Genomic DNA, 23190 nt, shown 5'->3' with positions numbered 1-23190 from the left:
AATACACACAAGCCGGGCATAAGCCCGGCTTGTGTTGAAAACCAACCCTACTGCCAGATCAGCCCAGCAGACTGAGTACCGCCTGCGGCAACTGGTTGGCCTGGGCCAGGATAGAGGTACCGGCCTGCTGCAGAATCTGATTCTTGGTCAGGTTCGCAGTTTCCGCGGCAAAATCGGTGTCCTGAATCCGTCCACGGGCGGCCGACACGTTCTCGGCAATGTTTTGCAGGTTGGCAATGGTGTTCTCGAAGCGGTTCTGTACCGCACCGAGGTCAGCGCGCTGGGAGTCGATCATCTTGATCGCATCATCGATAACCAGCACTGCTGCCTGCGCACCTGAGGCTGTAGTAATGTCGATATCCTTGACAGTATTGTCAGTCGAAGCTGTCATAGCTGCCGCAGAACCGAGCGTACCCACACCTGTAGTATCAGTGTCGGTTACTGCTACGCTGGTCAACAGAGAGGCGCCATCATCATCCGCCTTGGAAACGTATTTGATCAGGAAGTCGCCAGCATTGTCAGGGTCCTCCTCAACGAAGGCACCCACGCCAACATTGGCATCATTCACCGCTGCCGCAATTTTTTCTGCCGCCTGCTTATTGGTTTCGCCGCCACTCATGGTAGCTGTCACGTTTACAGTACCCGTTGTCAGCGTCAGGGCAACGGTCACATCACCTGCTACGATGGTACCTGCCGCCGGATCAAACTCCGCACTGTTACCAGAGAAGTAAGTACCCTCCAAAGAGCTGGAACTCATCTCCCCAATCCCGACACTGATGATTTCATTAGCCGCAGAGCCAACCTGAAAGCTGGAAATGCCGAAATTGCCATCCAGCAGCTTGCGACCACCGAAGGTGGTGGTATTGCTGATTCGGTCGATTTCTTTCTTCAACTGGGTTACTTCGGCGTTCAATGCCTCACGCTCGGAAGTGCTGTTGGAACCGTTGGCCGACTGCAGGGCCAGATCACGCATGCGTTGCAGGATATTGGTCGACTGCTGCAGAGCACCTTCAGCTGTCTGCGCCAGCGAGATACCGTCATTGGCGTTGCGCACCGCCACATTCAGACCATTGACCTGACTGGTCAAACGGTTGGCAATCTGCAGACCTGCGGCATCATCCTTGGCGGAGTTGATACGCGAACCGGTGGACAGGCGCTGCAAGGATGTCTGCAGAGAACTGGCCGAACTGTTGAGGTTGCGCTGAGTATTCAGCGACGCGACGTTGGTATTAACGGTCAAGGACATGTCATGCCTCCAGAGGACCTAATAATGTTTGCCTGAGCCTGCGCCTCCAAGGTGGGACTTGCCCAGGCACCCATAGAGTTCGCATTCGATTACTTTATCGGCGTCTGTTCGGGGAGCTTTAGGACCTTTTTAAGGATTTTTTTCTTTCTTTTTGACAGGCACTTGCAGCCAGTCATCGCCTCTCAAGGCTCTATTGACAGCATTTTGACATGCAAATTTAACCGTCATGAGGTTATCAGCAGGCAGGGGCGGGCTTGAGAGTGGCCTGGGGTTTCCTGGGAGCCTGGAGCATCTGCTCCAGGACAGGGATGCGGCGGGCTCGCTGCGGGAGCGGATGCTCCCGCCTTACAGGATTCATGAACAGCCAGTTACACCCGACCAACGGCTGCGGCCATGACACGCTGCTGTCATCTGGGTGCGGTTAGCTGGTGGCACTCTTCACCGGCGCGCTAAACGCTCGCCTTCAACATTCCGAGGTGCCCCCATGTACGCTGAAAAGGCAGTAATTCGCGTGCACCGAGATATGAAGGTGCACACCTGGTGTTATCCGAACCCCGACGCAACCGCTACCATCATTCTGGTCAACGGCTCGCTGGCCACCAGCGCCTCGTTCAGCCAGGCGTTGCGGTTTCTCCAACCACTGTTCAATGTGGTGTTGTTTGACCAGCCTTATGCTGGCGCCTCACGCCCGCACAACCCAATCCTGCCATTGATTGGCAAGGAGGACGAGGCACTGATTCTGCTGGATCTGATCGAGCACTTTAGTGCCGACCACATCTACTCGTTCTCCTGGGGCGGCGTCGCCACACTGCTGGCCCTGGCTCAGCGACCCGCACGGATCCGCAGTGCCGTGGTCAGCTCATTCTCGCCGATTCTCAACAGCGCGATGCATGACTATCTCAGTCGCGGCCAGACCCATCTGGCGGCCTGTGACCGCCAGGCGGTGGGCAATCTGGTCAATGACACCATCGGTGAATATCTGCCGCCCCTATTCAGGCGCTGCAATTTTCGCCATGTCAGCAGCCTTGAAGAGCACGAGTATGCGCAGATGCTGTTCCATATACGCCAGGTACTGGGCCTGGACAGCAACAGCTATATGAGCTGCGTGACCAATATCGACCTGCCGTTGCTGTTCGTCAATGGCGAGTGGGACCGTTACACCAGCCCGGATGATGCACGCGGCTTTGCCAAACTGGCGCCACAGGCTCAGTTCGCAACCATAGCTCACAGCGGCCACTTTCTGGAAATGGAACACAAGACGGCCTGGCAGGATACCCGCTCGGCGGTGGAGCGGTTTTTCCTGCGCCAGGGGGTGGCCGAGCAGCGATTGGCGTTGGCTGTGTAGATAAAATGACGAGGTGGAGGACGGGGAACGCCTGAGTTTGGCTCCCGCTCCCGTCATCGCGAAGGCCGTAGGCCTGTGGCGATCCAGGGGGTGTACTGGCCCAGGCACTGATGGATTGCCACATCGGCGGATGGCCGCCCCCTGCGACTGGCAATGACGAGGTGGCGCAGGGAATGTCTGGCTTGGCTCCCCCCGTCATCGCGAAGGCCGTAGACCTGTGGCGATCCAGCTGTCGGGGGGAGCTTTTTACTCAGGGGTTGAGCGAATCGAACACAACCTGCTCACGCTCTGCCGCAGCAGCACGCAGCTTGATCAGCTCCTTGATCTTGCGATGCGGGAAGACGTAGAACTGATCATTCTCCACCGCCCTGAGGGTCATTTCAGCGATATCGGCAGCCTGAATCTTGCCCTTGGCCACGGCGGCTTTGGTCAGCTCGGCACGCTTGAGCATGACGTCGCTCGGCGTAATGGTTTCAGCCTTGTCGGCCGGACGATTGCGGGCCGAGTCAGAGATGCCGGTGGGGAAGAAAGCCGGGCACAGGCAGGTCACGCCAACATTGGCACCGACATCACGCAGGTCCAGCGCCAGAGTTTCCGACAACGCGACCACCGAGTGCTTGGTAACGTTGTAGATAGCCATGCTCGGCCCATTGAGCCAACCGGCAGCCGATGCGGTATTGATGATATGCCCTTCGCCCTGCGCGATCAGCAGCGGTGTAAACACCTTGACACCCCAGACCACGCCATACAGGTTAACGCCCATGACCCAGTCCCAGTCAGCCACTGTGTTTTCCCACACCGGGCCACCGACGCTGACACCAGCGTTATTGAACACCAGGTGAACTCCGCCGAAGCTGCTCTTGCACAGATCGGCAAAAGCCTGAACCTGATCCAGACTGGAGACATCCAGGCGCATGGTTGTGGTTTCGGTACCCGGATGAGCGGCCTCGACCAAGCGCTGGGTTTCCACCATACCCTTCTCATCCACATCACCCAGCACCAACTTCATGCCCCGGGCGGCGCAGCACAGTGCCAGTTCACGCCCCAGACCACTGCCACCACCGGTAATCGCCGCCACCTTGCCCTGAAAATCTTTCATCGGCCTATCTCCTCAAAACTCGTGAAGTTGATATATTCCACACATCATCATAAATATGATGAATAGGATGCCTGTCCAGGATGGTCAGAACCAGCGCTATGCGTGACCGTGATCGCGATTTAGTAACAGAGCTTATGGTCGAGCGGCGCAGCAGGCCAAGCGATTCTATAGTGACTCCATACACCCGAAAGGACGCCCAACATGTTTCGCCTTGCCAGCATCCTCATGCTGTGTGGTTGCGCCAGCCTGGCTGCTGCCTCTGATCCTGTCAGACTCAATACCGATATATTTCCACCTTACCAGGTAAAGGAAGGTGACCAGTTGGGCGGTAGTTCTGTTACGGCCCTGAGTTGTATCTTCAAGGCGCTGGCCCAGCCTTACGAAATTCGAGTGCTGCCCTGGGAGCGTGCGATTCATGAGGTCAGTCAGGGGCGAGCTGACGGTTTTTTCTCCGCCACCCGCACCCGCCGGGCCAACGAATTTGCCCAACTCTCGGCACCTCTGGCACTGGAGAAATGGTATTGGTACAGCAACAACCCCGAGCACCCTCTCGAGCCTCGCCGAACGAGCGACCCTCAGTTAAAGATTGGCGGCATCCGCGGCAGTAATCAGGTGGCTTGGCTGGAGAAGCAGGGAGTCGAGGTCAACACCCTGGTCGGCAATACCCGGCAATTGTTACAGTTGCTTGAACGTGGGCGTATCGACGCTTTCCTGGCCGATCAGCGCACCCTGCGTATTGAACTAACCCCGCTCCCGCTTGGACTGCGCCCCCGACATCAACACTTCCAGCAGTACACCAATCTCGGGGTGTACTTCGCCGATGACTTTCTGCATCGTCACCCGAGCTTTTTAAGCCGCTTCAACGACGAGGTTTTCCACTGCATTCCGGAAATGGCTACCCTCACCGCGGAGGAGCGTGAACGCATCCAGGTACTGCATCAACAATTGTTCGCCGACTGGCCCGGCAAGCCCGAAATTATTGAGGCGGTGCTGGAACAGAACCGCCGCCACCAGCAACTGGACGTCACCCGTATCATTCAGCTCGATCAGCAGTGGATCGCGGAGACCAGCCAGCATGAGCGTCCACTGATCAATAGCGTACTGGCTCACCCACTGTCACACTGGCTGACTGATCAACAGATTCGCCACAATGGCCTGATTACCGAGGTCATGGTGACTGATTATCTGGGCCTGAATGTCGCTGTCAGCGAGATCACCACAGATTACTGGCAAGGTGACGAAGCCAAGTTCACCGAGTCATTTTTCGCCAGTAACACCACCCCGTTCATGGGGCCATTGGAGTATGATCAGTCAACACAGGGTTTTCAGGTACACGTCAGCAGCCAGATCATCGACCCCATAAGCGGCAAGGTGGTTGGTGTTCTGGTCATTGGTCTGGATATCGAGTTGGCCCTACGCATGAACGGAATCAGTGGAGAGTTGTAATGTTTCCTCTCAAGGCCGCAGCCATGGGCCTTTTCTGCTGCACCTTGTCGGCTTGCGCCCAGCAGCCGACCCCACCGCTGGACAGCCAGCAGGTCAGGATCGAACAGCGCACCTCGATGCCGCTCGAGCAGTTGCGCGCTTACCGCCTCAATGGCGAGTTGGTGCGTAGTCTGAGATTTCCCGACCTGCCGCCTGGCTCGCACGAACTGCAGGTTCGCTTCCAGTTCGAGGTACCCGGCGGCGGGCAGCGTAACGGTGGACGCCTGGAAAGTCGCGAGCGCACCTGCATTCTCGGCCTGAGCCATGATGACTTCCGGGCCGGTCAGCAGTATCAGATTTACGCTGAACGCAGGGGCTGGCAGCCCGCAGCCTGGCTACTGAATCCAGAAGGTGAACGTCTGACCAGGGCTCGAATCATTCGCTGCGGACCAGGACTCTGACTGAAGAATGTGTCTGCGCCACTCGTGATGACGCTGATGTGAAAACACTCCAGTGCTATTGCCACCGCGCCAGCCAGTCCAGACTGGCCGCTGTGCTGCTGGCTGGGCGATATTCGGCAGCAAGCCAGCCTTGATAACCAGCTCGCTCCAAAGCGGCCAAAGCGCCAGCAAAATCCAGCACGCCAGTGCCCGGCTCAGCCCGCCCCGGGCTATCAGCAAACTGCACATGACCAATCCGTCCGGCCAATCGCTCGATACTGTCCGCAGGCACTTCGTCCATCCGGGCCATGTGGTACAGATCCAGTTGCGCTGACAGATTGGCATGCCCTACCCGCTCCAGCATGGCCAGCAGTTCAGCCGAAGTAGACAGCACAAAACCCGGCATGTCGTGTCGGTTGATTGCCTCACAGGTCACCCCTACCCCAATCGTGGCAAAAGCTTGGGCAGCGCGTTGCAAACGTTCGGCCAGGGTTTCCAGAGCCGCCTCACGACTCAGCCCTTCGACCAGCCGCCCAGGCAGGACATTGATTCGCTGTGGCCTGACCTGCGCGGCATAAGCCAGCCCTTGTTCCAGCGCCTGCTCGAACTCGGCAGCTCGGCCCGGCGCCGCTGCCAGTCCCGGACCGCCTTGCAACAAGTCGGCCGCCGGCAGGTTGATCAGTACCAGCGGCATCCTGGCCGACTCCAGCCGGGATTTGAGCTCTTGCGCTGGCAGTTCATATGGGAACTGGATTTCCACGCCGTCAAAGCCTGCGCTGGCCGCTGCTTCGATACGCTCGGTCAACGGCACTTCGGTAAACAGCATCGACAGGTTGGCAGCTATCGGCCAAGGCATCAGGTGGCTCCTGAACGCTAAAAAAGAATGACAATCCTAACCGTCTGTTTGGCGGCAAGAAAGCCTGCATCGCCCAGACCGCCAGCCCCGTCATCACGAGCGGCGCAGCCGCGTGGTGATCCATGCGGCCTGTGGATTGCCGCGTCGCTGCGCTCCTCGCATTGGCAGAAGATGCCTTATCGAAGGCTCGGAGCCTGCCGCGCCAAGCATTTCCCGCTTGCTCCGCCAGTCGATTGCTCTAAACTTGCGCCACGCCCTGGCCGGTCTCGACACCCGGCCCGGAGTCATCCGCTATTGAACCGGAGAAACCACATGTCGATGATCAAACGACCGCTGGCCGTGCTGGCCGGCGCATGCCTGTCCGTTGCCACCCTGTTTTCCACTGCGCAGGCCCAGGACGTGCTGCGCGTCTCGGCCATTCCCGACGAAGCTCCGACCGAGCTGCTGCGCAAATTCAAGCCGCTGGGCGAATATCTCGAACAGGAACTGGGCCTGAGCGTGCAGTTTCAGCCAGTTTCCGACTACGCCGGTGTAGTCGAGGCTCTCGGCGCCAAGCGCCTGGACATGGCCTGGCTGGGCGGTTTCACCTTTGTTCAGGCCCGCCTGCGTACCGGTGATGCCATCCCGCTGGTACAACGCGAGCAGGATGAGGTCTTCACCAGCACCTTCATCACCGCCGACCCCAAGGTCAACAGCCATGCAGACCTGGCCGGCAAGAGCTTTGCCTTCGGCTCGGTATCGTCCACCTCCGGGCACCTGATGCCGCGTTATTTCATGCAGCAGGACGGTATTGAGGTAGATAGCCATTTCAGCCGCATCGGCTTCTCCGGTGCCCATGATGCGACTGTCGCCTGGGTCGAATCCGGCCGGGTCGATGCCGGCGTCCTGAATGCCTCGGTCTGGGAAAAACTGGCTGACGAAGGCAAGGTCGACACCAGCAAGGTACGCGTTTATCAGGTTACCCCGACCTATTTCGACTACAACTGGACCGTGCGCGGCGATCTCGACCCAGCACTGGTCGAACGGATCAAGGCCGCGTTCCTCAAGCTCGACCCGGCCAATCCTGAGCACAAGGCCATTCTCGACCTGCAGCGTGCCAGCCGCTTCATCGAAACTCGGCCGGAGAACTACGAAGGTATCGAGCAAGCCGCCCGAGCTGCCGGCTTGTTGCAGTGAGCATCAGGCTTGATGGCGTGGGGCTGACCCACGCCAATGGCTTCGCTGCGTTGCAGGGGGTCAATCTGCAGATTGAGGCCGGCGAGCGGGTCGCCATCATCGGCTCTTCCGGGGCTGGCAAAACCAGCCTGCTGCGTTTGCTGGGCACCAGTCTGCTGCCCAGCACGGGCGAACTCCAGCTACTCGGTAGCCAGCCGGCCCGTCTGCGTGGCCAGGCACTGCGACATCTGCGTCGGCGCATCGGGCTGATCCATCAAAGCCCGCCGCTACCACCGCGCCAGCGCGTGGTGACAGCCGTGCTGGCCGGACGTCTCGGCCACTGGTCGCTGGGCAAGGCGCTGTTGTCACTGTGTTATCCCCTGGATATTGCCGGTGCCCACGCAGCGCTGGCCCCACTGGATCTGGCCGACAAGCTGTTTATGCGTTGCGATCAGCTCTCTGGCGGTCAACTACAGCGCGTCGGCATCGCCCGGGTGCTATACCAGGGCGCCGACCTGCTGCTGGCCGACGAGCCGGTTTCGGCCATGGACCCTGTGCTGGCTGATCACACGTTGGGGCTGCTCAACCGACTGGCCAACGAGCGCGGCGTGAGCCTGATTGCCAGCCTGCATGCGGTTGACCTGGCCCTGCGTCATTTCCCTCGGGTCATTGGCCTGCGTGAAGGCCGGTTGCTGTTCGACAAGCCCGCCAGTGACGTCAGCCAGCGCGATCTTGAACAACTCTATGTCAACGCCAGCCTGGATAGTGGTGAGTCACCGCCCCCCTCTCCCAGCGCCGTCGACGCCGTCAATATCCCGCGATGTTTCTGAAACCAGGCGCACAGGCGCAGTATTGGCGCGATCCTGCCGCCCTGCCACGGGCACTGGTGACCCTGGGCGTCCTGATTCTGTTATGGCCGGGGCTGGTGCTGACCGAATTCAATCCCGCTAGCCTGCTGGACTCGCGCAACCTGGATACCTTCGGCCGTTTTCTTGCCGGCTTCTGGCCGCCGGACACCTCCCCAGAGTTTCTCGCCCTGCTCGGCAAGGCCACGCTAGAGACCTTGGCAATGGCCACCGCCGGCCTGGTCCTGGCCCTGCTGCTGGCCATCCCGCTGGGGCTGATCGCCACCCAAGCGCTGTCGATCTCCGCCTTACTGCATGGCAAGCCGGCACTGCGCAGTGGCCTGATTCGCTACCCGGTACGACTGCTGCTGATCATCCTGCGCAGCGTGCCGGAAATCGTCTGGGCCTTGCTGTTTGTTCGCGCTGTCGGTCTTGGACCAACGGCTGGCGTGTTGGCTATCGCCATCACCTATAGCGGTATGCTCGGTAAGGTCTATGCGGAAATTTGCGAGTCGGTCGACCAGCGTCCAGCCCAAGCCTTGTTGCAGGCCGGCAGTGGTCGCCTCGCGGCATTCTGCTACGGCATCCTGCCGGCTGCCGCCCAGGAGCTGACCTCCTACACTCTGTACCGCTGGGAATGTGCGGTACGTGCCTCAGTCATCATGGGCTTTGTCGGAGCCGGTGGACTGGGCCAGATGATCGACCTGTCGATCCGAATGTTCGCCGGCGGCGAAGTGGTCAGCATTCTGCTGACCTTCCTGCTGCTGGTGCTACTGGCCGACCAGCTCAGCACCCTGCTACGCCGGAGGCTGGCATGAGCCGACGCGGGGAAGCCATAGGCTGGCTGCTGCTGATTGGCGCAGCGGTGATCGCCTCGTTCTGGTATCTGGATATGGACCTGAGAGGCCTGCTGCGCGGCGACAGCCCACAGCAGATGCAGGCCTATGCACTGTCTTTCTTCCCGCCCGACAGCTCCGCCAGCTGGCTCAGACAGATCAGTCGTGGCGCCCTGGAAACACTGGCTATTTCGGCCATCGGTACTCTGCTGGCAGCTCTACTGGGCGCCGGCCTCAGCCTGCTCGCGGCCGGTCGGCTAGGTCGGCTGGCCAAGGCAGCGGCCCGGTTGCTGCTCAATGCCCTGCGCTCAGTACCTGAACTGGTGTGGGCTGCGCTGATGGTACTGGCCGCCGGTCTCGGGCCCTTTGCCGGCACCCTGGCCATTGCCCTGCACACCGCTGGCGTGCTTGGCCGACTGTTTGCCGAGGCGCTGGAAAACACCCCAGCCGAACCGGCCAACGCCCTGCGTGAAGCCGGAGCCGGTACCGTGGCGGCGTTTTTCTACGGCACCCTGCCAGGCGTATTGCCGCAGTGGCTGGCCTATACCCTGTATCGCTGGGAAAACAATATCCGAATGGCAGCGGTGCTGGGATTCGTCGGTGCCGGCGGTTTGGGCCAGATGCTCTATGTGACCCTCAGCCTGTTCCAGCAACCGCGGGCGATGACCGTAATTCTGGCAATGCTGCTGATGGTGCTGCTGGTTGATGCACTCAGCGCCTGGCTTCGCCGGCGCCTATGACCTGACGCTCTTTATGGATGGATTGCCGCACCGCTGCGCGACTCGCAATGACGAAGCACGGCGTCTCTGCCAGTCTGTGACTCAGGCCCGCTCCTGTACCAGTACCCAGGGCCGGATAACCACGGCCCATAGGTTGTCGGGGTGGCGCTCGCTCCAGTCAATGGCCTGTTCATTGCTGATCGGGCCGAACTGCCCAGCATCCATCCAGCCCTTGACCGTGTCGGCATCATCGGCCGTCAGCGCCTGGGCTACCGCTACCAAATCCAGCGCAGCCCCCACCACCAGGACTTCTCCTCGGGCAAAATGCGGTTCCAGGGTTTTCCAGTCGATCCGACCGGTCGAGCCTAAAATGGCGGCGTAAGTTTCACTTGGGCTGGTCATCGACGGGCTCCCGGGGGCTGAAGGGCTCTGAAAACGCGTAGGGTAGCACCCGGAAAAAGCCTGACCAATCGGTCATTTGTCACTAATAGGTAATTTTGTTGCACTTTAAGGACATCTGTCAGCAAATTGAAACAGCTCGATTCCCTGTCTTATATCCCATTGCTAAACTGCTCCGGTACAGTTCCCGGAGAAGGTCCCGAGCCGCCAACCCTCGGCACTTTCATTTGTCGGACAACAACAAGTGAGCAGATAACATGAAGAAAATGCATCGCAAAGCACTATCCCAATTCATCGCCGCCACCGCTCTGGCCAGCGTCAGTAGCTTTGCCCTGGCCGACACCATCAAGATCGCCTTGGCCGGTCCGGTTACCGGTCCAGTAGCGCAGTACGGTGACATGCAGTTCATCGGCGCCAAGATGGCCATTGAGCAGATCAACGCCGCTGGCGGCGTCAATGGTAGCCAGCTTGAGGGTGTGGTATTCGATGATGCTTGCGATCCCAAGCAGGCGGTTGCAGTCGCCAACCGGATTGTCAACGATGGCATTCAATTCGTGGTAGGCCATCTCTGCTCCAGCTCAACTCAACCAGCTTCCGATGTATATGAAGAAGAAGGCGTGCTGATGATCACCGCCGCCTCAACCAGCCCGGATATCACCGCACGCGGCTATGAGCTGGTATTCCGCACCATCGGCCTGGACAGCCTGCAAGGCCCGACTGCAGGTCAGTACATCGTTGAACATATTAAGCCAAGCAAGGTCGCAGTGATCCACGACAAGCAGCAATACGGTGAAGGTATCGCTACCGCCGTGCGTGATGTGCTGCGCGAAAACAGCATTGAAGTGCCAGTCTTCGAAGGCGTGACCGCCGGCGACAAGGACTTCTCTGCCCTGATTGCCAAGCTGCGCCAGGCTGGTGTTGATTTCGTCTACTACGGTGGCTACCACCCGGAACTGGGGCTGCTGCTGCGCCAGTCGGCCGAACAGGGCTTGAACGTTGGCTTCATGGGTCCGGAAGGCGTGGGTAACAGCGACATTTCCGCGATTGCAGGCCAGGCTTCCGAAGGTCTGCTGGTCACTCTGCCCAAGGCCTTTGACGAAGACCCGAAAAATGCTCATCTGGTCGAAGCCTTCAAGGCCAAAAACGAAGACCCCTCAGGGCCGTTCGTATTTCCGGCCTATGCCGCTGTTCAGGTGATCGCCGATGGCATCAAGCTGGCCGGCAGCACAGACACCGAGGCAGTTGCCGCTGCCTTGCGCGCCAACAGCTTCGACACCCCGACCGGCACCCTTGCCTTCGATGAAAAGGGTGACCTGAAAGACTTCAATTTCGTGGTCTACAAATGGCACGCAGATGCCACCAAGACCGCACTGACTGAGTAAACCGTCAACGTCATCGGGCCCGCTGGTCACCCCAGCGGGCCCGATTTTTGTGAGTTCCCTCCGAACGACGTTCCTGTCACAACAGGTAGCTTGGCTATGCCAGAGTCCCTTTATTATTTTATCCAGCAACTGCTCAATGGACTGACAGTTGGCAGTACCTACGCCCTGATCGCCATCGGCTATACCATGGTTTACGGCATTATCGGCATGATCAACTTCGCCCACGGCGAGGTTTACATGATCGGCAGCTATATCGCCTTCATGGCATTGGCAGCCCTGGCCTTGATGGGAGTCGAGTTTCTCCCGCTAATGATTCTCGGCGCCTTCATCATCAGCATGATCGTCACTAGCGCCTATGGCTACAGTATCGAACGGGTTGCCTATCGACCATTACGCGGCGGCAACCGGCTGATTCCACTCATATCAGCCATCGGCATGTCGATCTTCCTGCAAAACCTGGTGCGGCTGGCTCAGGGCTCGCGCGATATCGCCATGCCCAGCCTGGTGACCGGTGGTATCAGCATCGGCCCGGATGAGGGGTTCCACGCCACCTTGTCCTATATGCAGATGATCATCTTCGTGGTCACCCTGCTGACCATGACCCTGCTGACCCTGTTCATCTCCCGTTCGCGCATGGGCCGGGCCTGCCGCGCCTGTGCCGAAGACCTGAAAATGACCAATCTGCTTGGCATCAACACCAACGGCATCATCGCCCTGACCTTCGTCATTGGTGCGGCCCTGGCTGCGGTTGCCGGTGTACTGCTGAGCATGTACTACGGAGTGATCAACCCCTACATCGGCTTTATGGCTGGCCTCAAGGCCTTTACCGCCGCAGTACTGGGTGGCATTGGCAGCATTCCCGGAGCTGTACTTGGCGGTCTGCTGCTGGGTATTACCGAGGCGATGACCGCCGGTTACTTCAGCACCGAATACAAGGACGTTGTGGCCTTCAGCCTGCTGATCCTGATCCTGCTGTTCCGCCCCAGCGGCATTCTCGGTCGCCCGGAGGTTGAGAAGGTATGATCCGTAACAACCTGAAACCCGCGCTTATTTCCGCTGCGGTGGTGGTAGTTCTCACCGCCATGCTGATGGGTGTGCGCCTGACCCCGTCCGGTACCGGTCTGACCATCAGCGGCGCAGGTGCCGATGTCCTGTGGAAAATTGCCGGCGCAGCCTTGTTCATCTTCCTGTTCAATCTGTTCCGCGACCACTTGGGCAAAGCCTGGCAAGCCGTACCCGGCCTGCCCAAGCCCCCGACCAGGCTGGTTGAGACCACAGACAAGCCTGTTATCCAGCGCCTGTTCTGGTGTTTTCTGATCGCAGCCGCACTGGTCTTTCCGTTCTTCAGCAACCGCGGCAACATCGATCTGGCTACCCTGGTGTTGATCTACGTAATGCTCGGCCTGGGGCTGAACATCGTGGTTGGCCTGGCCGGTCTGCTGGATCTGGGCTATGTCGGCTTCTATGCGGTCGGAGCCTACAGCTATGCCTTGCTGGCGATGTATTTCGGCATGGGTTTCTGGACCGGGCTGCTGGTCGCCGGGCTGCTCGGCGCCTTCTTCGGCTTCATTCTCGGCTTCCCGGTGCTACGCCTGCGAGGTGACTACCTTGCGATCGTGACCCTGGGCTTTGGCGAGATTATCCGCATTCTGCTCAACAACATGACCTGGCTGACCAATGGTCCCAACGGGATCGGCGGCATCCCCAAACCAACGCTGTTCGGTCTGGAGTTCAACCGCCGCGCCAGCGAAGGCATGCAGACCTTTCACGAGTTCTTCGGCATTGCCTTCAACTCCAACCACCGGGTGATCTTCCTTTACCTGCTGGCGTTGATGCTGGTGTTGATCACCCTGTATGTGATCAACCGCCTGTTGCGCATGCCCATAGGCCGCGCCTGGGAAGCACTGCGTGAAGACGAGATCGCCTGCCGTTCGCTGGGTATCAACCCCACAGCGGTCAAGCTCAGCGCCTTCACCATCGGCTCTACCTTTGCAGGGTTCGCCGGCTGCTTCTTCGCCGCCCGCCAGGGCTTTATCAGCCCGGAGTCGTTCACTTTCATCGAGTCGGCAATCATCCTCGCCATTGTAGTGCTCGGTGGAATGGGCTCGCAGGTTGGAGTAATTCTGGCAGCAATCATCATGACCATCCTTCCCGAGATGGCACGCGAATTCAATGAATACCGCATGCTGCTATTCGGTCTGATGATGGTGCTGATGATGATCTGGCGCCCGCAGGGGCTGCTGCCAATGAAACGCCCGCATATGGAGCTACGCACCCAATGACCATGCCCATGCTTGAAGTCTCTGGCCTGACCATGCGTTTTGGCGGGCTGCTGGCGGTCAACGGCGTTGCCCTGACCGTACAGGAAAAACAGATCGTATCGATGATCGGCCCCAACGGGGCCGGCAAGACCACGGTGTTCAACTGTCTGACCGGTTTTTACAAACCCACCGACGGCAAGATCATCTTTCGTGGTGAGGAAATTCAGGGCCTGCCCGGTTTCAAGGTTGCCCGCAAGGGCATGATCCGTACCTTCCAGCATGTGCGCCTGTTCAAGGAAATGACTCTGCTGGAAAACCTGCTGGTGGCTCAGCACCAACACCTGAATACCAGCCTGCTGGCGGGCCTGTTCAAAACCCCGAACTACCGCCGCAGCGAGAAGCAGGCGCTGGAGCGGGCCGCCTACTGGCTGGAGCGGGTCGACTTGCTGGAGTTTGCCAACCGCCCGGCCAACAGCCTGGCCTATGGTCAGCAACGACGCCTGGAAATCGCCCGCTGTATGGTGACTCAGCCATCACTGCTGATGCTTGACGAACCGGCCGCCGGCCTCAACCCCAGGGAAACCGATGATCTCAAGGCGCTGATCAGCGAACTGCGCGATGCCCACGGCATCACCGTGCTGCTGATCGAACATGACATGAAACTGGTCATGAGCATTTCCGACCATATCGTGGTGATCAACCAGGGTTGCCCACTGGCAAACGGCACACCGGACCAGGTGCGCAGCAACCCTGACGTGATCAAGGCCTACCTGGGCGAAACCTGAGGGCAAGAGCTGATGCTGTACATGAAAAATGTCTCGACCCACTACGGCAAGATCCAGGCACTGCACGACGTTAGCCTGGAAGTCCAGCGTGGCGAGATCGTTACCCTGATCGGTGCCAATGGTGCCGGCAAGACCACATTACTGATGACCCTGTGCGGCGACCCGCGCCCCAGTAGCGGCAGCATTCGTTACGAAGGCGAAGATCTGACCGGACTGAGTACAGCCGAAATCATGCGCAAGGATATTGCCATCGTGCCGGAGGGCCGGCGCGTGTTCTCGCGCTTGACCGTCGAGGAAAACCTGGCGATGGGCGGTTTCTTCACCAGCAAGGAAGCCTTCCAGCAGCAACTGGACGCCACACTGGTACTGTTCCCACGCCTGAAGGAGCGCTATCAGCAGCGCGCTGGCACCATGTCCGGCGGTGAACAACAGATGCTGGCCATCGGCCGTGCCCTGATGAGCAAGCCACGCCTGCTGCTGCTCGACGAGCCATCACTGGGGCTGGCACCGATCATCATCCAGCAGATTTTCGAGATCATTGAGGAGCTGCGCAGGCAGGGAGTAACTATCTTTCTGGTCGAGCAGAACGCCAACCAGGCACTCAAGCTCGCCGATCGTGGTTATGTGATGGAGCACGGGCATATTGTCATGCAGGACAGCGGCGCTGCACTGCTGGCCAATCCACAGGTGCGCGACGCCTATCTCGGGGGGTAACCCCCCCTCCTGTTGCGCCTGCCCAGGTTGCTACCAACCGCGGTAGGCGCAGCCTTCCTGACGCAGGCCATCATGCTCCAGTACTGCACGCTGATGGAAGAAACTACCTGGAATCGCCCGGCAGCCCTGAGGATAAATCCACAGCTCCGCCGCCTCACCACGCAGTGTACGGAAGTTCAAGGCAACACCGGGCAACTGCTCATCGATCACCGGCACCCACTCGCGCGTGTTCAGGCGCATGCCCTGTTCACCCAACTCAGCCTGCCAAAGCGGGTCATCTCCCAGCGCCACCCAGCGGGCAATGGCCCCAACCTGATCGGCACAGCCACGCCCGACCGATTGCATGCGCCACACCTGACTGACCTGCAACACGCCCTGCCCCACCAGCCGACCACTGACATCGACAAAGATCGCACTCTGCCCAGGCTGCGCCAGCTCTGCAAACAACTCCTCCAGCCCGGCCCCGTCCTCTACTACCAGAGCCTCTCGGCCCGAGCAGGGCTGCAGCTGCCAGGAATTCCCACCGCTGTGCTCCAGCAGCCCCATGACACGCTGTTCGGGCCCCTGCTCAGGACTGGTGGCGAACAGCGCACAACCACTCAGCACCAAACCAGCCGCTGCAACCAGCGCGCCGCGCATCCATGACAGGCAAGAACTCATACTGTGAACTCCTTGGCGTTGACGGGACTCAACCGACAGATTGCATGTTTGAGCAGATCACAAAAGCCGGCTCTGATGGTAACCTTGCGTGGATAAAGCAGCCACCACCATTGAACGGCCTTCTACCAACATCGGAACTTCCATGAAAAGCACAAAAATCCTCCTGCTGTCTTCCTTGTTCGTGGCCCTGACCGCCTGCTCTGCCAAACAACCGGTACAGCAAAGCGCCGCAGTTCAGCCTTCCTGGGCCGAATCGCGGGTTGCCAGCCTGACCGAACTTGCCCAGCGCGAAGGTTACGAAGTCGAGCACGAAGGTGAGCAGATCCGCCTTATCATTCCGGTTGACGGCAACTTCCACCCCAAGCGCACTCTACTTCTGCCTTCAGGTCTGGTTCCCTTGAGCAAAGTGGCTCAGGCACTTAGACACGATGACGAAACTCAGTTCCATGTCGTCGGACATGCCGATAGCGTAGGTGACGGGGAACTGAACCAGCGCTTGAGCCTGGAACGCGCCCAGGCCGTAGCCAGCGTCCTGATGCTAGGTGGTGTCAGTAGCCAGCGCATGCAATTGCGCAGCATGGGTGAAGATCAGCCCCGCGCCGACAACAGCACCGCTACCGGTCGCGCTCTGAACCGTCGGGTGGAAATCGTCATGCTGCCCTACCCCACCCGGGTAGCCATGGCCGACTGAGGTTTCCCCCCCTTCCCCAGCCCCTCTCCCGCTAGCGGAGAGGGGCGTCTGCAATCGCTTTAGCCATCACTGATCCCAAGGCTCGCCCCGAGTCCGTTCAACGCGCTTGAGCTTTTCATGCATCGCCGCTTTGGCCAGCATATGGGCACTGACCGGCGCAGTCATGAACAGGAAGATAGTGATCAGCAGCTCGTGCAGGCTAAGGCCCTCGCCACGGGTACTGAAATACAGCAGTGAACCGATTACCAGCGCCCCCACCCCCAAGGTGGTGGCTTTGGTCGGTCCGTGCAGACGCATGAAAAAATCCGGCAGTTTCCACAGACCAATCGAGCCGATCAGGGCAAACAGGCTGCCAAGCAGAATCAGCGCCGCTACCAGCCATTCAATCCAGGTCGCTTCGAGCATTTTCGTCCCCTTACTCGATGATGTCGCCGCGCAACAGGTGCTTGGCGATTGCCACGGTACCGACAAAGCCCATCACCGCAATTAGCAGCGCAGCCTCGAAGAACAGATCGGACGCCAGATACAGCCCCAGCAGCATGATCAGGGCGATGGCGTTGATATACAGGGTATCCAGCGCCAGGATCCGGTCCGGCAGGTCTGGCCCTTTGAGCAGGCGCAGCAGATTGAGCAGGACAGCTACCGACATGATGCCCAGGCACAGCAGGATCACGAATTGGAGCATTCGAAGACCTCCTTGAGCGGCTGTTCGTAACGCTGTTTGATGGTGGCGATCAGCTCCTGCTCATCGGCCACGTCCAGACCATGGATCAGCAGCCTGCGCTTGTCCGCACTGATATCGGCCGACACCGTACCCGGCGTTAGAGAAATAGTGCTGGCCAGCAGGCTGATGGCAAAGTCGTGGGTCAGCTCCAGCGGGTACTCGACAAAGGCCGGGCGAAGATTTTTGCTCGGCCCCAGGATCAGTCGGGCGACATCAAGATTGGCCACCACGATGTCCCACAATACCCGCAGGGTAAAACGCAGCAGCACGCCGGGGCGATGCAGGGTAGGCGGATGCGGCCAGAACACGTCCGTCAGCATCGGAATGCCCCAGGCCAGAATAAAGCCCATGATCAGGGTACCGGCCGACAGATCATTCATGATCAGTTGCCAGACGATGACCAGGAACAGACTCAGCCACGGGTGTGGCAGCCAGCGCTTGGCACTCATCATGCCTCACCTCCCATGCTCATCACCGCCTCGATATAGTGTGTCGGAGCCAACACCTGCGCTGCGGTGGCCTGCAGATAGTCCAGCAGCGGCCCGGCCATGATCACCAACAGTGGACTGCTGACCAGCAACAGCAGCACTGCCAGCATGCGCCAGGCATCCAGCGGCTCGCCGGTCGCCGGTTCCGGCTCCTGACGCCAGAACAGGGTACTCCCGGCTCGGCTCAGACCGATCAGGGCCAGCAAGCCACCCATCAATACCACCAGATACAGCCAGAACGCGGCCAACCCGACTCCCGCCGCCTGCAGCAACAGCAGCTTGCCGACGAACCCGGACAGCGGCGGCATACCAACTACAGAAATCGCCGCGATAAAGAACAGTCCGCTGAGCAACAACGCATGCGGCACTGTAGGCCCCGGCACCAGCCGTCCGGCATGACGCGGACCACGCGCGCGACTGAGCAGGCCGGCAAACAGGAACAGCGCGCCACTGATCCAGGTCGAGTGAATCAGGTAATACAGGGTGGCGACCAGCGCATCTTCAGAGCCCAACGCCACACCGGCCAGCAGCGTGCCGACCGACACCACCACCAGATAGGCGATCAGACCATTGAGGGTACTGGCTGCCAGCGCTCCAATCGCCCCCAGAGCCAGAGTCAGCAACGCCAGCGGCCATAACCAGGTTTCGGCCAGATTGGCCAACGGCCCGGCCGCCTCACCAAAGATCAAGCTATAAACCCGGATGATCGAGTAGATGCCCACTTTGGTCATGATCGCAAACAGCGCGGCAACCGGCGCACTCGCAGCAGCGTAGGCTCGAGGTAACCAAAAATACAGCGGGAACACCGCTGCCTTGAGGCCAAACACCACCAGCAGCAACAACCCGGCCGCCCCTACCAGCGGCGCATCCACCGGCTCAAGCGCCGCTACCCGCACCGCCATGTCGGCCATGTTCAGGGTTCCGAGCAGGCCATACAAGGTGCCCACCGCAATCAAAAACAGCGCCGATCCGAACAGGTTGAGCAACACATAATGCAGGCCAGCCCGCACCCGCGCCGAACCCGCACCATGCAGCAGCAGGGCATAGGAAGCAATCAGCAGAATCTCGAAGAACACGAACAGGTTGAACAGGTCACCGGTCAGAAACGCACCATTGATCCCCATCAACTGGAACTGGAACAGCGCATGAAAGTTGCGGCCCAGACCATCATCTCCGCGCAGCGCATACAATACCGCGCAACTGGCCAGCACCGCCGTGACCATCAGCAGCAGGGCCGAGAGATGATCAAGTACCAGCACTATGCCAAACGGCGGCATCCAGTTACCCAAGGCATAAACACTGATGCCTTCACCAGCCTGGCCCATCAGCGCCCAAGCCAGGGGAATCTGCAGCAGGGTCGCCAGCAGCGACAGACTGCGCTTGACCACCATCTTGCTGCGGGCGATCAACAGCAACAACGCGCCCACGAACATGGGCAACAACACCGGCAGGATCGGCAAGTGACTCATCAACGATCCCCCTTCCCATCAACGTGATCACTGTCCAGTTCGCCCTGGGCCCGTAGCGCCAGCACCAGAGCAAAGGCAGTCATGGCGAAACCGATCACGATCGCAGTCAGCACCAGTGCCTGGGGCAAAGGGTCGGCATAATTCTCGGCCCGGCCGATCACCGCCGGCATCCCGGTGTTCAAGCGGCCCATGGCGAACAGGAACAGGTTGACGGCGTAGCCGATCAGGGTAAGGCCCACCACAACCGGAAAGGTCCGGGCCCGCAACAGCAGATATACGCCGCAGGCGGTCAACAGCCCCAGGGTCAGGGCAAACAGCAGCTCCATCAGAGATTCTCCCCAGTCACGGCCCGGCCCGTGGACAACTTGCCCAGGTTGGCCAGAATCAGCAAGGTGGCGCCCACCACGGTCAGATAAACCCCCAGATCGAAGACCAGCGCACTGGCCAGCTCGACCTCACCCACCAGCGGAATATGGAAGTGATCGAAGGCGCTGGTCAGGAACGGATAACCGAACAACCAACTGACCAGACCGGTAGCCCCGGCGATGATTACCCCCCAGCCCGCCATATGGTGATAGTTCACACCCCAGCGCTCACTGGTCCACTGCTCACCGCTGCCCACGTATTGCAGGATCAGCGCCACAGCCGTGATCAGACCGGCAATGAAACCGCCACCTGGCAGGTTGTGACCACGCAGGAAGATGTACGCCGAGACCATCAGCGCCAGCGGCAGGATCACCCGCGACAAGTTGACCAGCATCAGTGGGTGGGCATCGCGAGCCCAGACCCGCCCCAGTGCATCGGTTTGTGGAATACGCAGGCGCAGACCATCAATCAGGGCATAGATCGCCACCCCGGCAATCGCTAGCACAGTGACTTCACCCAGGGTATCGAAACCGCGGAAGTCGACCAAAATCACGTTGACCACGTTGGTGCCGCCACCGCCCGAGACACTGTTGGCCAGGAAATAACCAGCGATGCTGTCATACGGACGGGTCATTACTGCCAACGCCAGAATCGTCACCAGCGAGCCGGCCAGCAACGCCAGAGCGATATCGCGGCCCCGCCGCAGCTTGCTCGACTCGGCCGGGGTCAGGCGCGGCAGGAAGAACAGCGCGAGCATCAGCAGGACAATGGTCACCACCTCGACCGACAACTGGGTCAACGCCAAATCCGGGGCCGAGAAGCGAGCGAAAGCCAGCGCCACCATCAGGCCCACCACGCTGAGCATCACCAGCGCGACCAGGCGCTGACGATGCCAGTACACCGTGGCCAGGGCCGAGATCATCAGAATCAAAGTGCCGACCAGGGTTACACCGTCTATCGGAGCCAGGGCCAGCGCCCCGCGCAGGGCCGGCAGTTGCACCAGCCAGTAGCCACTGACCACCAGCGCGGCAATCAGCATACAGGCCAGATAGCGCTGCAACGATGCATTCTCCAGACGCAGCGTAAACTGACCGCAGCGCCGAACCGCACTCTGGACCAGGCGCTCGAACACCAGCTTGGCATCCAGGCTTTCAAAGCGCGAATCAGCGTACCAGTCAAACAGCGGTTTGCGCTTGGCGTAAACCAGCACCCCTACCAGCAGGGCCACAAAGCTCATAATCAGCGGCAGGTTGAAGCCATGCCAGATCGCCAGACTGTACTCGGGCAGGTCGCCCCCCACTGTGGCGCTGGCCGCCACCTCGAGCAGGCTGGCTACGGTAAAGGCCGGCAACAACCCGACCAGCAGACACAAGGCCACCAGGATTTCCACCGGCACCTTCATGTAGCGCGGCGGTTCATGTGGCGGATACTTGGGCAAGTTGACCGGCTTGCCGTTGAAGAACACGTCGTGGATAAAACGCAGTGAATAGGCCACCGAGAACACCCCGGCCAGGGTCGCCACCAGCGGAATCACCCAACTGAAGTTGCCGAACTGGTGCTGCTGCAGGGTTTCGGTAAAGAACATTTCCTTGGACAGGAAGCCGTTAAGCAAGGGCACACCGGCCATCGACGCCGCAGCGACCATCGCCAGGGTCGCCGTGTGCGGCATATAGGACCACAAGCCGTTGATCCGGCGCATGTCACGGGTACCGGTTTCATGGTCGATGATCCCTGCGGCCATGAACAACGACGCCTTGAAGGTCGCGTGGTTGATGATATGGAATACCGCTGCCACTGCCGCCAACTGGGTATCCAGACCAAACAGCAGGGTAATCAGCCCCAGATGGCTGATGGTCGAGTAAGCCAGCAGGCCTTTAAGGTCATGCTTGAACAGCGCGGTTACCGCGCCCAACAACAGAGTGGCCATACCCGTCAGACTGACCAGCCAGAACCACAGATCAGTTTCGGCCAGCGCCGGATACAGCCGTGCCAGCAGGAAAACCCCGGCCTTGACCATGGTGGCCGAGTGCAGATAGGCCGACACTGGGGTCGGCGCCGCCATCGCATGCGGCAGCCAGAAGTGGAACGGGAACTGCGCCGACTTGGTGAACACCCCAAGCAGCACCAGCACCAGCACCACCGGATATAGCGCATGGGCACGGATCTGCTCACCCGCCGCCAGCACCGCACTCAACTCATAACTACCAACGATATGCCCCAGCAGCAAAACCCCGGCCAACAACGCCAGGCCACCCCCACCAGTCACCGCCAGCGCCATACGCGCGCCCTTGCGGGCGTCGCTGGAGTGTGACCAGTAACCAATCAGCAGGAACGACGACAGACTGGTCAGCTCCCAGAAGAACATCATCAGCAGCAGGTTTTCGCTCAGCACGACGCCAAGCATGGCGGCCATGAACAGCAGCAGATAGGAGAAGAAGCGCCCCATGGGGTCCTTCTTCGACAGGTAATAGCGGGCATACAGAATGACCAGAATGCCGATCCCCTGGATCAGCAGGGCAAACAGAAAGCCCAGGCCATCAAGCCGAAAGCTCAGGTTCAGCCCAAGCCGTTCGATCCACGGCAGTGTCTGAACTACCGCCTCACCGGCGAATACCGCCGGCACATGACGCCACATCAGGATCAGACCAAGCACCGGCGCGACCATGGTTGCCAGAGCGCACAGTGAGCGCCCATAGCGGTCGGTCAGCAACGGCAACAGGGTTCCCAACAAGGGAAGCAAGACGATTAGCGCCAAGGTCATGCAGAACTCTCTCTATATAATGGCCGGTGGGGCTTCTTCGATTTCACTATGGCGACAGCGACATTCCGGCCCTGTCATGGCCGGGAAAGCCCACCATTATCCACACAGAGCCAGGCGCTGTCATGAAAACAGACTATCGATTTGATAGGAATGATTGAGAAGCCGCCTGAGAAAACACCGGCCAAATAAGGTCATGCCAGCATTGATCAAGCAGGCAGACAATCTGCAGTTGTACACCGAGTCATTACACCCACGCACCTGGATTGCCACGCCGCTACGCGGCTCGCAATGACGGTGGAGCAGATACGCAGCAGTCCTGTACACACGAACGCCAAAATCCACTCCACCGTCATTGCGAACGGCCGAAGGCCTGAAGCAATCCATACGGAGTCCGCCACAGCTCGGTGCAGTTGTGCTGCAACTACACGGCAGCGAACACTGATCGCTGCGGCTCGCCCTAACCAGCCGTTGGCGTATTTGGCGGCACTGCTTTGCTTCAGGGTTCACAGCACATCGGAACAGAA

General features: G+C 59.7%; 24 protein-coding genes. 13 read left to right on the top strand and 11 right to left on the bottom strand.

Annotated elements, in window-relative coordinates:
- Positions 1-58: 58 nt before the first annotated feature.
- Positions 59-1246 carry a flagellin gene (locus tag BVH74_RS09605; RefSeq protein WP_080049858.1) on the bottom strand — a complete coding sequence of 396 codons (1188 nt, stop codon included), beginning with the start codon at positions 1244-1246 and terminating at the stop codon, positions 59-61.
- A 484-nt stretch (positions 1247-1730) separates the two neighbouring features.
- On the opposite strand from BVH74_RS09605, the gene BVH74_RS09600 reads away from it, so the two are divergent.
- Positions 1731-2591 (top strand): alpha/beta fold hydrolase, encoded by an 861-nt coding sequence (locus BVH74_RS09600; RefSeq protein WP_080049857.1) that lies wholly within the window; start codon positions 1731-1733, stop codon positions 2589-2591.
- A 250-nt stretch (positions 2592-2841) separates the two neighbouring features.
- On the opposite strand, the gene BVH74_RS09595 is transcribed toward BVH74_RS09600, so the two are convergent.
- Entirely contained in the window at positions 2842-3690 is an 849-nt protein-coding gene (locus tag BVH74_RS09595; protein ID WP_080049856.1) for an SDR family NAD(P)-dependent oxidoreductase, read from the bottom strand.
- 201 nt (positions 3691-3891) lie between these two features.
- Between BVH74_RS09595 and BVH74_RS09590 the strand changes: the two genes are divergently transcribed.
- Together BVH74_RS09590 and BVH74_RS09585 are read left to right on the top strand one after the other, a co-directional pair.
- Positions 3892-5136, top strand: coding sequence for a type 2 periplasmic-binding domain-containing protein (locus BVH74_RS09590; protein WP_080049855.1), 1245 nt, complete (start codon positions 3892-3894; stop codon positions 5134-5136).
- A complete protein-coding gene (locus BVH74_RS09585; protein WP_080049854.1) occupies positions 5136-5576 on the top strand; it encodes a PA0061/PA0062 family lipoprotein in 441 nt (146 codons plus the stop codon). Before BVH74_RS09590 ends, BVH74_RS09585 begins: the two co-directional genes overlap by 1 nt.
- 55 nt (positions 5577-5631) lie before the next feature.
- On the opposite strand, the gene BVH74_RS09580 is transcribed toward BVH74_RS09585, so the two are convergent.
- A complete protein-coding gene (locus tag BVH74_RS09580; protein WP_080049853.1) occupies positions 5632-6411 on the bottom strand; it encodes a hydroxypyruvate isomerase family protein in 780 nt (259 codons plus the stop codon).
- Between the two features lie 318 nt (positions 6412-6729).
- On the opposite strand from BVH74_RS09580, the gene BVH74_RS09575 reads away from it, so the two are divergent.
- Genes BVH74_RS09575 through phnE form a run of 4 tightly spaced genes read left to right on the top strand, consistent with a single transcriptional unit; the run spans position 6730 to position 9987 of the window.
- Positions 6730-7587 carry a putative selenate ABC transporter substrate-binding protein gene (locus BVH74_RS09575; protein ID WP_080051688.1) on the top strand — a complete coding sequence of 286 codons (858 nt, stop codon included), beginning with the start codon at positions 6730-6732 and terminating at the stop codon, positions 7585-7587.
- Positions 7584-8396, top strand: a complete 813-nt coding sequence (locus BVH74_RS09570; protein WP_080049852.1) for a phosphonate ABC transporter ATP-binding protein — start codon at positions 7584-7586, stop codon at positions 8394-8396. The genes BVH74_RS09575 and BVH74_RS09570 overlap by 4 nt, the downstream gene beginning before the upstream one ends.
- The gene (locus BVH74_RS09565; RefSeq protein WP_080049851.1) at positions 8387-9229 is read left to right on the top strand and encodes a PhnE/PtxC family ABC transporter permease; all 843 of its coding nucleotides are present in this window, start codon (positions 8387-8389) and stop codon (positions 9227-9229) included. Before BVH74_RS09570 ends, BVH74_RS09565 begins: the two co-directional genes overlap by 10 nt.
- On the top strand, positions 9226-9987 hold the full coding sequence (gene phnE / locus BVH74_RS09560; RefSeq protein ID WP_080049850.1) for a phosphonate ABC transporter, permease protein PhnE: 762 nt from the start codon (positions 9226-9228) through the stop codon (positions 9985-9987). Before BVH74_RS09565 ends, phnE begins: the two co-directional genes overlap by 4 nt.
- A gap of 81 nt (positions 9988-10068) precedes the next feature.
- On the opposite strand, the gene BVH74_RS09555 is transcribed toward phnE, so the two are convergent.
- The gene (locus BVH74_RS09555) at positions 10069-10368 is read right to left on the bottom strand and encodes a DUF2288 domain-containing protein (RefSeq protein ID WP_080049849.1); all 300 of its coding nucleotides are present in this window, start codon (positions 10366-10368) and stop codon (positions 10069-10071) included.
- 254 nt (positions 10369-10622) lie between these two features.
- Between BVH74_RS09555 and BVH74_RS09550 the strand changes: the two genes are divergently transcribed.
- The 5 genes from BVH74_RS09550 (at position 10623) to BVH74_RS09530 (ending at position 15507) form a co-directional block, all read left to right on the top strand.
- Positions 10623-11747, top strand: coding sequence for a branched-chain amino acid ABC transporter substrate-binding protein (locus BVH74_RS09550; RefSeq protein ID WP_080049848.1), 1125 nt, complete (start codon positions 10623-10625; stop codon positions 11745-11747).
- A gap of 96 nt (positions 11748-11843) precedes the next feature.
- Complete coding sequence (gene livH, locus BVH74_RS09545; protein ID WP_080049847.1) at positions 11844-12770, top strand: high-affinity branched-chain amino acid ABC transporter permease LivH; 927 nt, start codon at positions 11844-11846, stop codon at positions 12768-12770.
- Positions 12770-14029, top strand: a complete 1260-nt coding sequence (locus BVH74_RS09540) for a high-affinity branched-chain amino acid ABC transporter permease LivM (protein ID WP_155121768.1) — start codon at positions 12770-12772, stop codon at positions 14027-14029. The genes livH and BVH74_RS09540 overlap by 1 nt, the downstream gene beginning before the upstream one ends.
- Positions 14026-14793, top strand: coding sequence for a high-affinity branched-chain amino acid ABC transporter ATP-binding protein LivG (gene livG / locus BVH74_RS09535; RefSeq protein WP_080049845.1), 768 nt, complete (start codon positions 14026-14028; stop codon positions 14791-14793). The genes BVH74_RS09540 and livG overlap by 4 nt, the downstream gene beginning before the upstream one ends.
- A 12-nt stretch (positions 14794-14805) precedes the next feature.
- Positions 14806-15507: an ABC transporter ATP-binding protein gene (locus tag BVH74_RS09530; RefSeq protein ID WP_080049844.1), complete on the top strand. Its 702-nt coding sequence runs from the start codon at positions 14806-14808 to the stop codon at positions 15505-15507.
- A 30-nt stretch (positions 15508-15537) separates the two neighbouring features.
- Here the strand turns inward: BVH74_RS09530 and BVH74_RS09525 are convergent, their stop codons facing one another.
- Positions 15538-16167 carry a hypothetical protein gene (locus BVH74_RS09525; protein WP_131038196.1) on the bottom strand — a complete coding sequence of 210 codons (630 nt, stop codon included), beginning with the start codon at positions 16165-16167 and terminating at the stop codon, positions 15538-15540.
- 142 nt (positions 16168-16309) lie between these two features.
- Here BVH74_RS09525 and BVH74_RS09520 point away from each other — a divergent pair, with 142 nt between their 5' ends.
- On the top strand, positions 16310-16858 hold the full coding sequence (locus BVH74_RS09520; protein WP_080049842.1) for an OmpA family protein: 549 nt from the start codon (positions 16310-16312) through the stop codon (positions 16856-16858).
- Between the two features lie 66 nt (positions 16859-16924).
- On the opposite strand, the gene BVH74_RS09515 is transcribed toward BVH74_RS09520, so the two are convergent.
- From BVH74_RS09515 to BVH74_RS09490, 6 genes are read right to left on the bottom strand one after another with little or no spacing between them, the layout of a single operon-like run.
- Entirely contained in the window at positions 16925-17263 is a 339-nt protein-coding gene (locus BVH74_RS09515) for a Na+/H+ antiporter subunit G (RefSeq protein WP_080049841.1), read from the bottom strand.
- A gap of 10 nt (positions 17264-17273) precedes the next feature.
- Positions 17274-17543: a K+/H+ antiporter subunit F gene (locus BVH74_RS09510; protein ID WP_080049840.1), complete on the bottom strand. Its 270-nt coding sequence runs from the start codon at positions 17541-17543 to the stop codon at positions 17274-17276.
- Complete coding sequence (locus BVH74_RS09505; protein ID WP_080049839.1) at positions 17528-18034, bottom strand: Na+/H+ antiporter subunit E; 507 nt, start codon at positions 18032-18034, stop codon at positions 17528-17530. Before BVH74_RS09505 ends, BVH74_RS09510 begins: the two co-directional genes overlap by 16 nt.
- Entirely contained in the window at positions 18031-19539 is a 1509-nt protein-coding gene (locus tag BVH74_RS09500) for a monovalent cation/H+ antiporter subunit D (RefSeq protein WP_080049837.1), read from the bottom strand. The genes BVH74_RS09505 and BVH74_RS09500 overlap by 4 nt, the downstream gene beginning before the upstream one ends.
- Complete coding sequence (locus BVH74_RS09495; RefSeq protein WP_080049836.1) at positions 19539-19865, bottom strand: Na+/H+ antiporter subunit C; 327 nt, start codon at positions 19863-19865, stop codon at positions 19539-19541. Before BVH74_RS09495 ends, BVH74_RS09500 begins: the two co-directional genes overlap by 1 nt.
- Positions 19865-22666, bottom strand: coding sequence for a monovalent cation/H+ antiporter subunit A (locus BVH74_RS09490; protein ID WP_080049835.1), 2802 nt, complete (start codon positions 22664-22666; stop codon positions 19865-19867). The genes BVH74_RS09495 and BVH74_RS09490 overlap by 1 nt, the downstream gene beginning before the upstream one ends.
- Between the last annotated feature and the right edge of the window lie 524 nt (positions 22667-23190).

Source organism: Halopseudomonas phragmitis (genome assembly GCF_002056295.1).
Classification (GTDB): domain Bacteria; phylum Pseudomonadota; class Gammaproteobacteria; order Pseudomonadales; family Pseudomonadaceae; genus Halopseudomonas; species Halopseudomonas phragmitis.
This window is presented reverse-complemented; position numbering and strand designations above follow the sequence as displayed.

What these genes read in the sequence shown, in the direction of transcription:
- BVH74_RS09595 (WP_080049856.1), bottom strand. Translation starts at nt 3,690, where the DNA reads ATGAAAGATTTTCAGGGCAAGGTGGCGGCGATTACCGGTGGTGGCAGT.
- BVH74_RS09565 (WP_080049851.1), top strand. Translation starts at nt 8,387, where the DNA reads ATGTTTCTGAAACCAGGCGCACAGGCGCAGTATTGGCGCGATCCTGCC.
- livH (WP_080049847.1), top strand. Translation starts at nt 11,844, where the DNA reads ATGCCAGAGTCCCTTTATTATTTTATCCAGCAACTGCTCAATGGACTG.
- BVH74_RS09495 (WP_080049836.1), bottom strand. Translation starts at nt 19,865, where the DNA reads ATGGAGCTGCTGTTTGCCCTGACCCTGGGGCTGTTGACCGCCTGCGGC.
- BVH74_RS09555 (WP_080049849.1), bottom strand. Translation starts at nt 10,368, where the DNA reads ATGACCAGCCCAAGTGAAACTTACGCCGCCATTTTAGGCTCGACCGGT.
- BVH74_RS09490 (WP_080049835.1), bottom strand. Translation starts at nt 22,666, where the DNA reads ATGACCTTGGCGCTAATCGTCTTGCTTCCCTTGTTGGGAACCCTGTTG.
- BVH74_RS09600 (WP_080049857.1), top strand. Translation starts at nt 1,731, where the DNA reads ATGTACGCTGAAAAGGCAGTAATTCGCGTGCACCGAGATATGAAGGTG.
- BVH74_RS09520 (WP_080049842.1), top strand. Translation starts at nt 16,310, where the DNA reads ATGAAAAGCACAAAAATCCTCCTGCTGTCTTCCTTGTTCGTGGCCCTG.
- BVH74_RS09605 (WP_080049858.1), bottom strand. Translation starts at nt 1,246, where the DNA reads ATGTCCTTGACCGTTAATACCAACGTCGCGTCGCTGAATACTCAGCGC.
- BVH74_RS09575 (WP_080051688.1), top strand. Translation starts at nt 6,730, where the DNA reads ATGATCAAACGACCGCTGGCCGTGCTGGCCGGCGCATGCCTGTCCGTT.
- BVH74_RS09515 (WP_080049841.1), bottom strand. Translation starts at nt 17,263, where the DNA reads ATGCTCGAAGCGACCTGGATTGAATGGCTGGTAGCGGCGCTGATTCTG.
- phnE (WP_080049850.1), top strand. Translation starts at nt 9,226, where the DNA reads ATGAGCCGACGCGGGGAAGCCATAGGCTGGCTGCTGCTGATTGGCGCA.
- BVH74_RS09525 (WP_131038196.1), bottom strand. Translation starts at nt 16,167, where the DNA reads ATGAGTTCTTGCCTGTCATGGATGCGCGGCGCGCTGGTTGCAGCGGCT.
- BVH74_RS09510 (WP_080049840.1), bottom strand. Translation starts at nt 17,543, where the DNA reads ATGCTCCAATTCGTGATCCTGCTGTGCCTGGGCATCATGTCGGTAGCT.
- BVH74_RS09500 (WP_080049837.1), bottom strand. Translation starts at nt 19,539, where the DNA reads ATGAGTCACTTGCCGATCCTGCCGGTGTTGTTGCCCATGTTCGTGGGC.
- BVH74_RS09550 (WP_080049848.1), top strand. Translation starts at nt 10,623, where the DNA reads ATGAAGAAAATGCATCGCAAAGCACTATCCCAATTCATCGCCGCCACC.
- BVH74_RS09585 (WP_080049854.1), top strand. Translation starts at nt 5,136, where the DNA reads ATGTTTCCTCTCAAGGCCGCAGCCATGGGCCTTTTCTGCTGCACCTTG.
- BVH74_RS09530 (WP_080049844.1), top strand. Translation starts at nt 14,806, where the DNA reads ATGCTGTACATGAAAAATGTCTCGACCCACTACGGCAAGATCCAGGCA.
- BVH74_RS09505 (WP_080049839.1), bottom strand. Translation starts at nt 18,034, where the DNA reads ATGATGAGTGCCAAGCGCTGGCTGCCACACCCGTGGCTGAGTCTGTTC.
- BVH74_RS09590 (WP_080049855.1), top strand. Translation starts at nt 3,892, where the DNA reads ATGTTTCGCCTTGCCAGCATCCTCATGCTGTGTGGTTGCGCCAGCCTG.
- livG (WP_080049845.1), top strand. Translation starts at nt 14,026, where the DNA reads ATGACCATGCCCATGCTTGAAGTCTCTGGCCTGACCATGCGTTTTGGC.
- BVH74_RS09580 (WP_080049853.1), bottom strand. Translation starts at nt 6,411, where the DNA reads ATGCCTTGGCCGATAGCTGCCAACCTGTCGATGCTGTTTACCGAAGTG.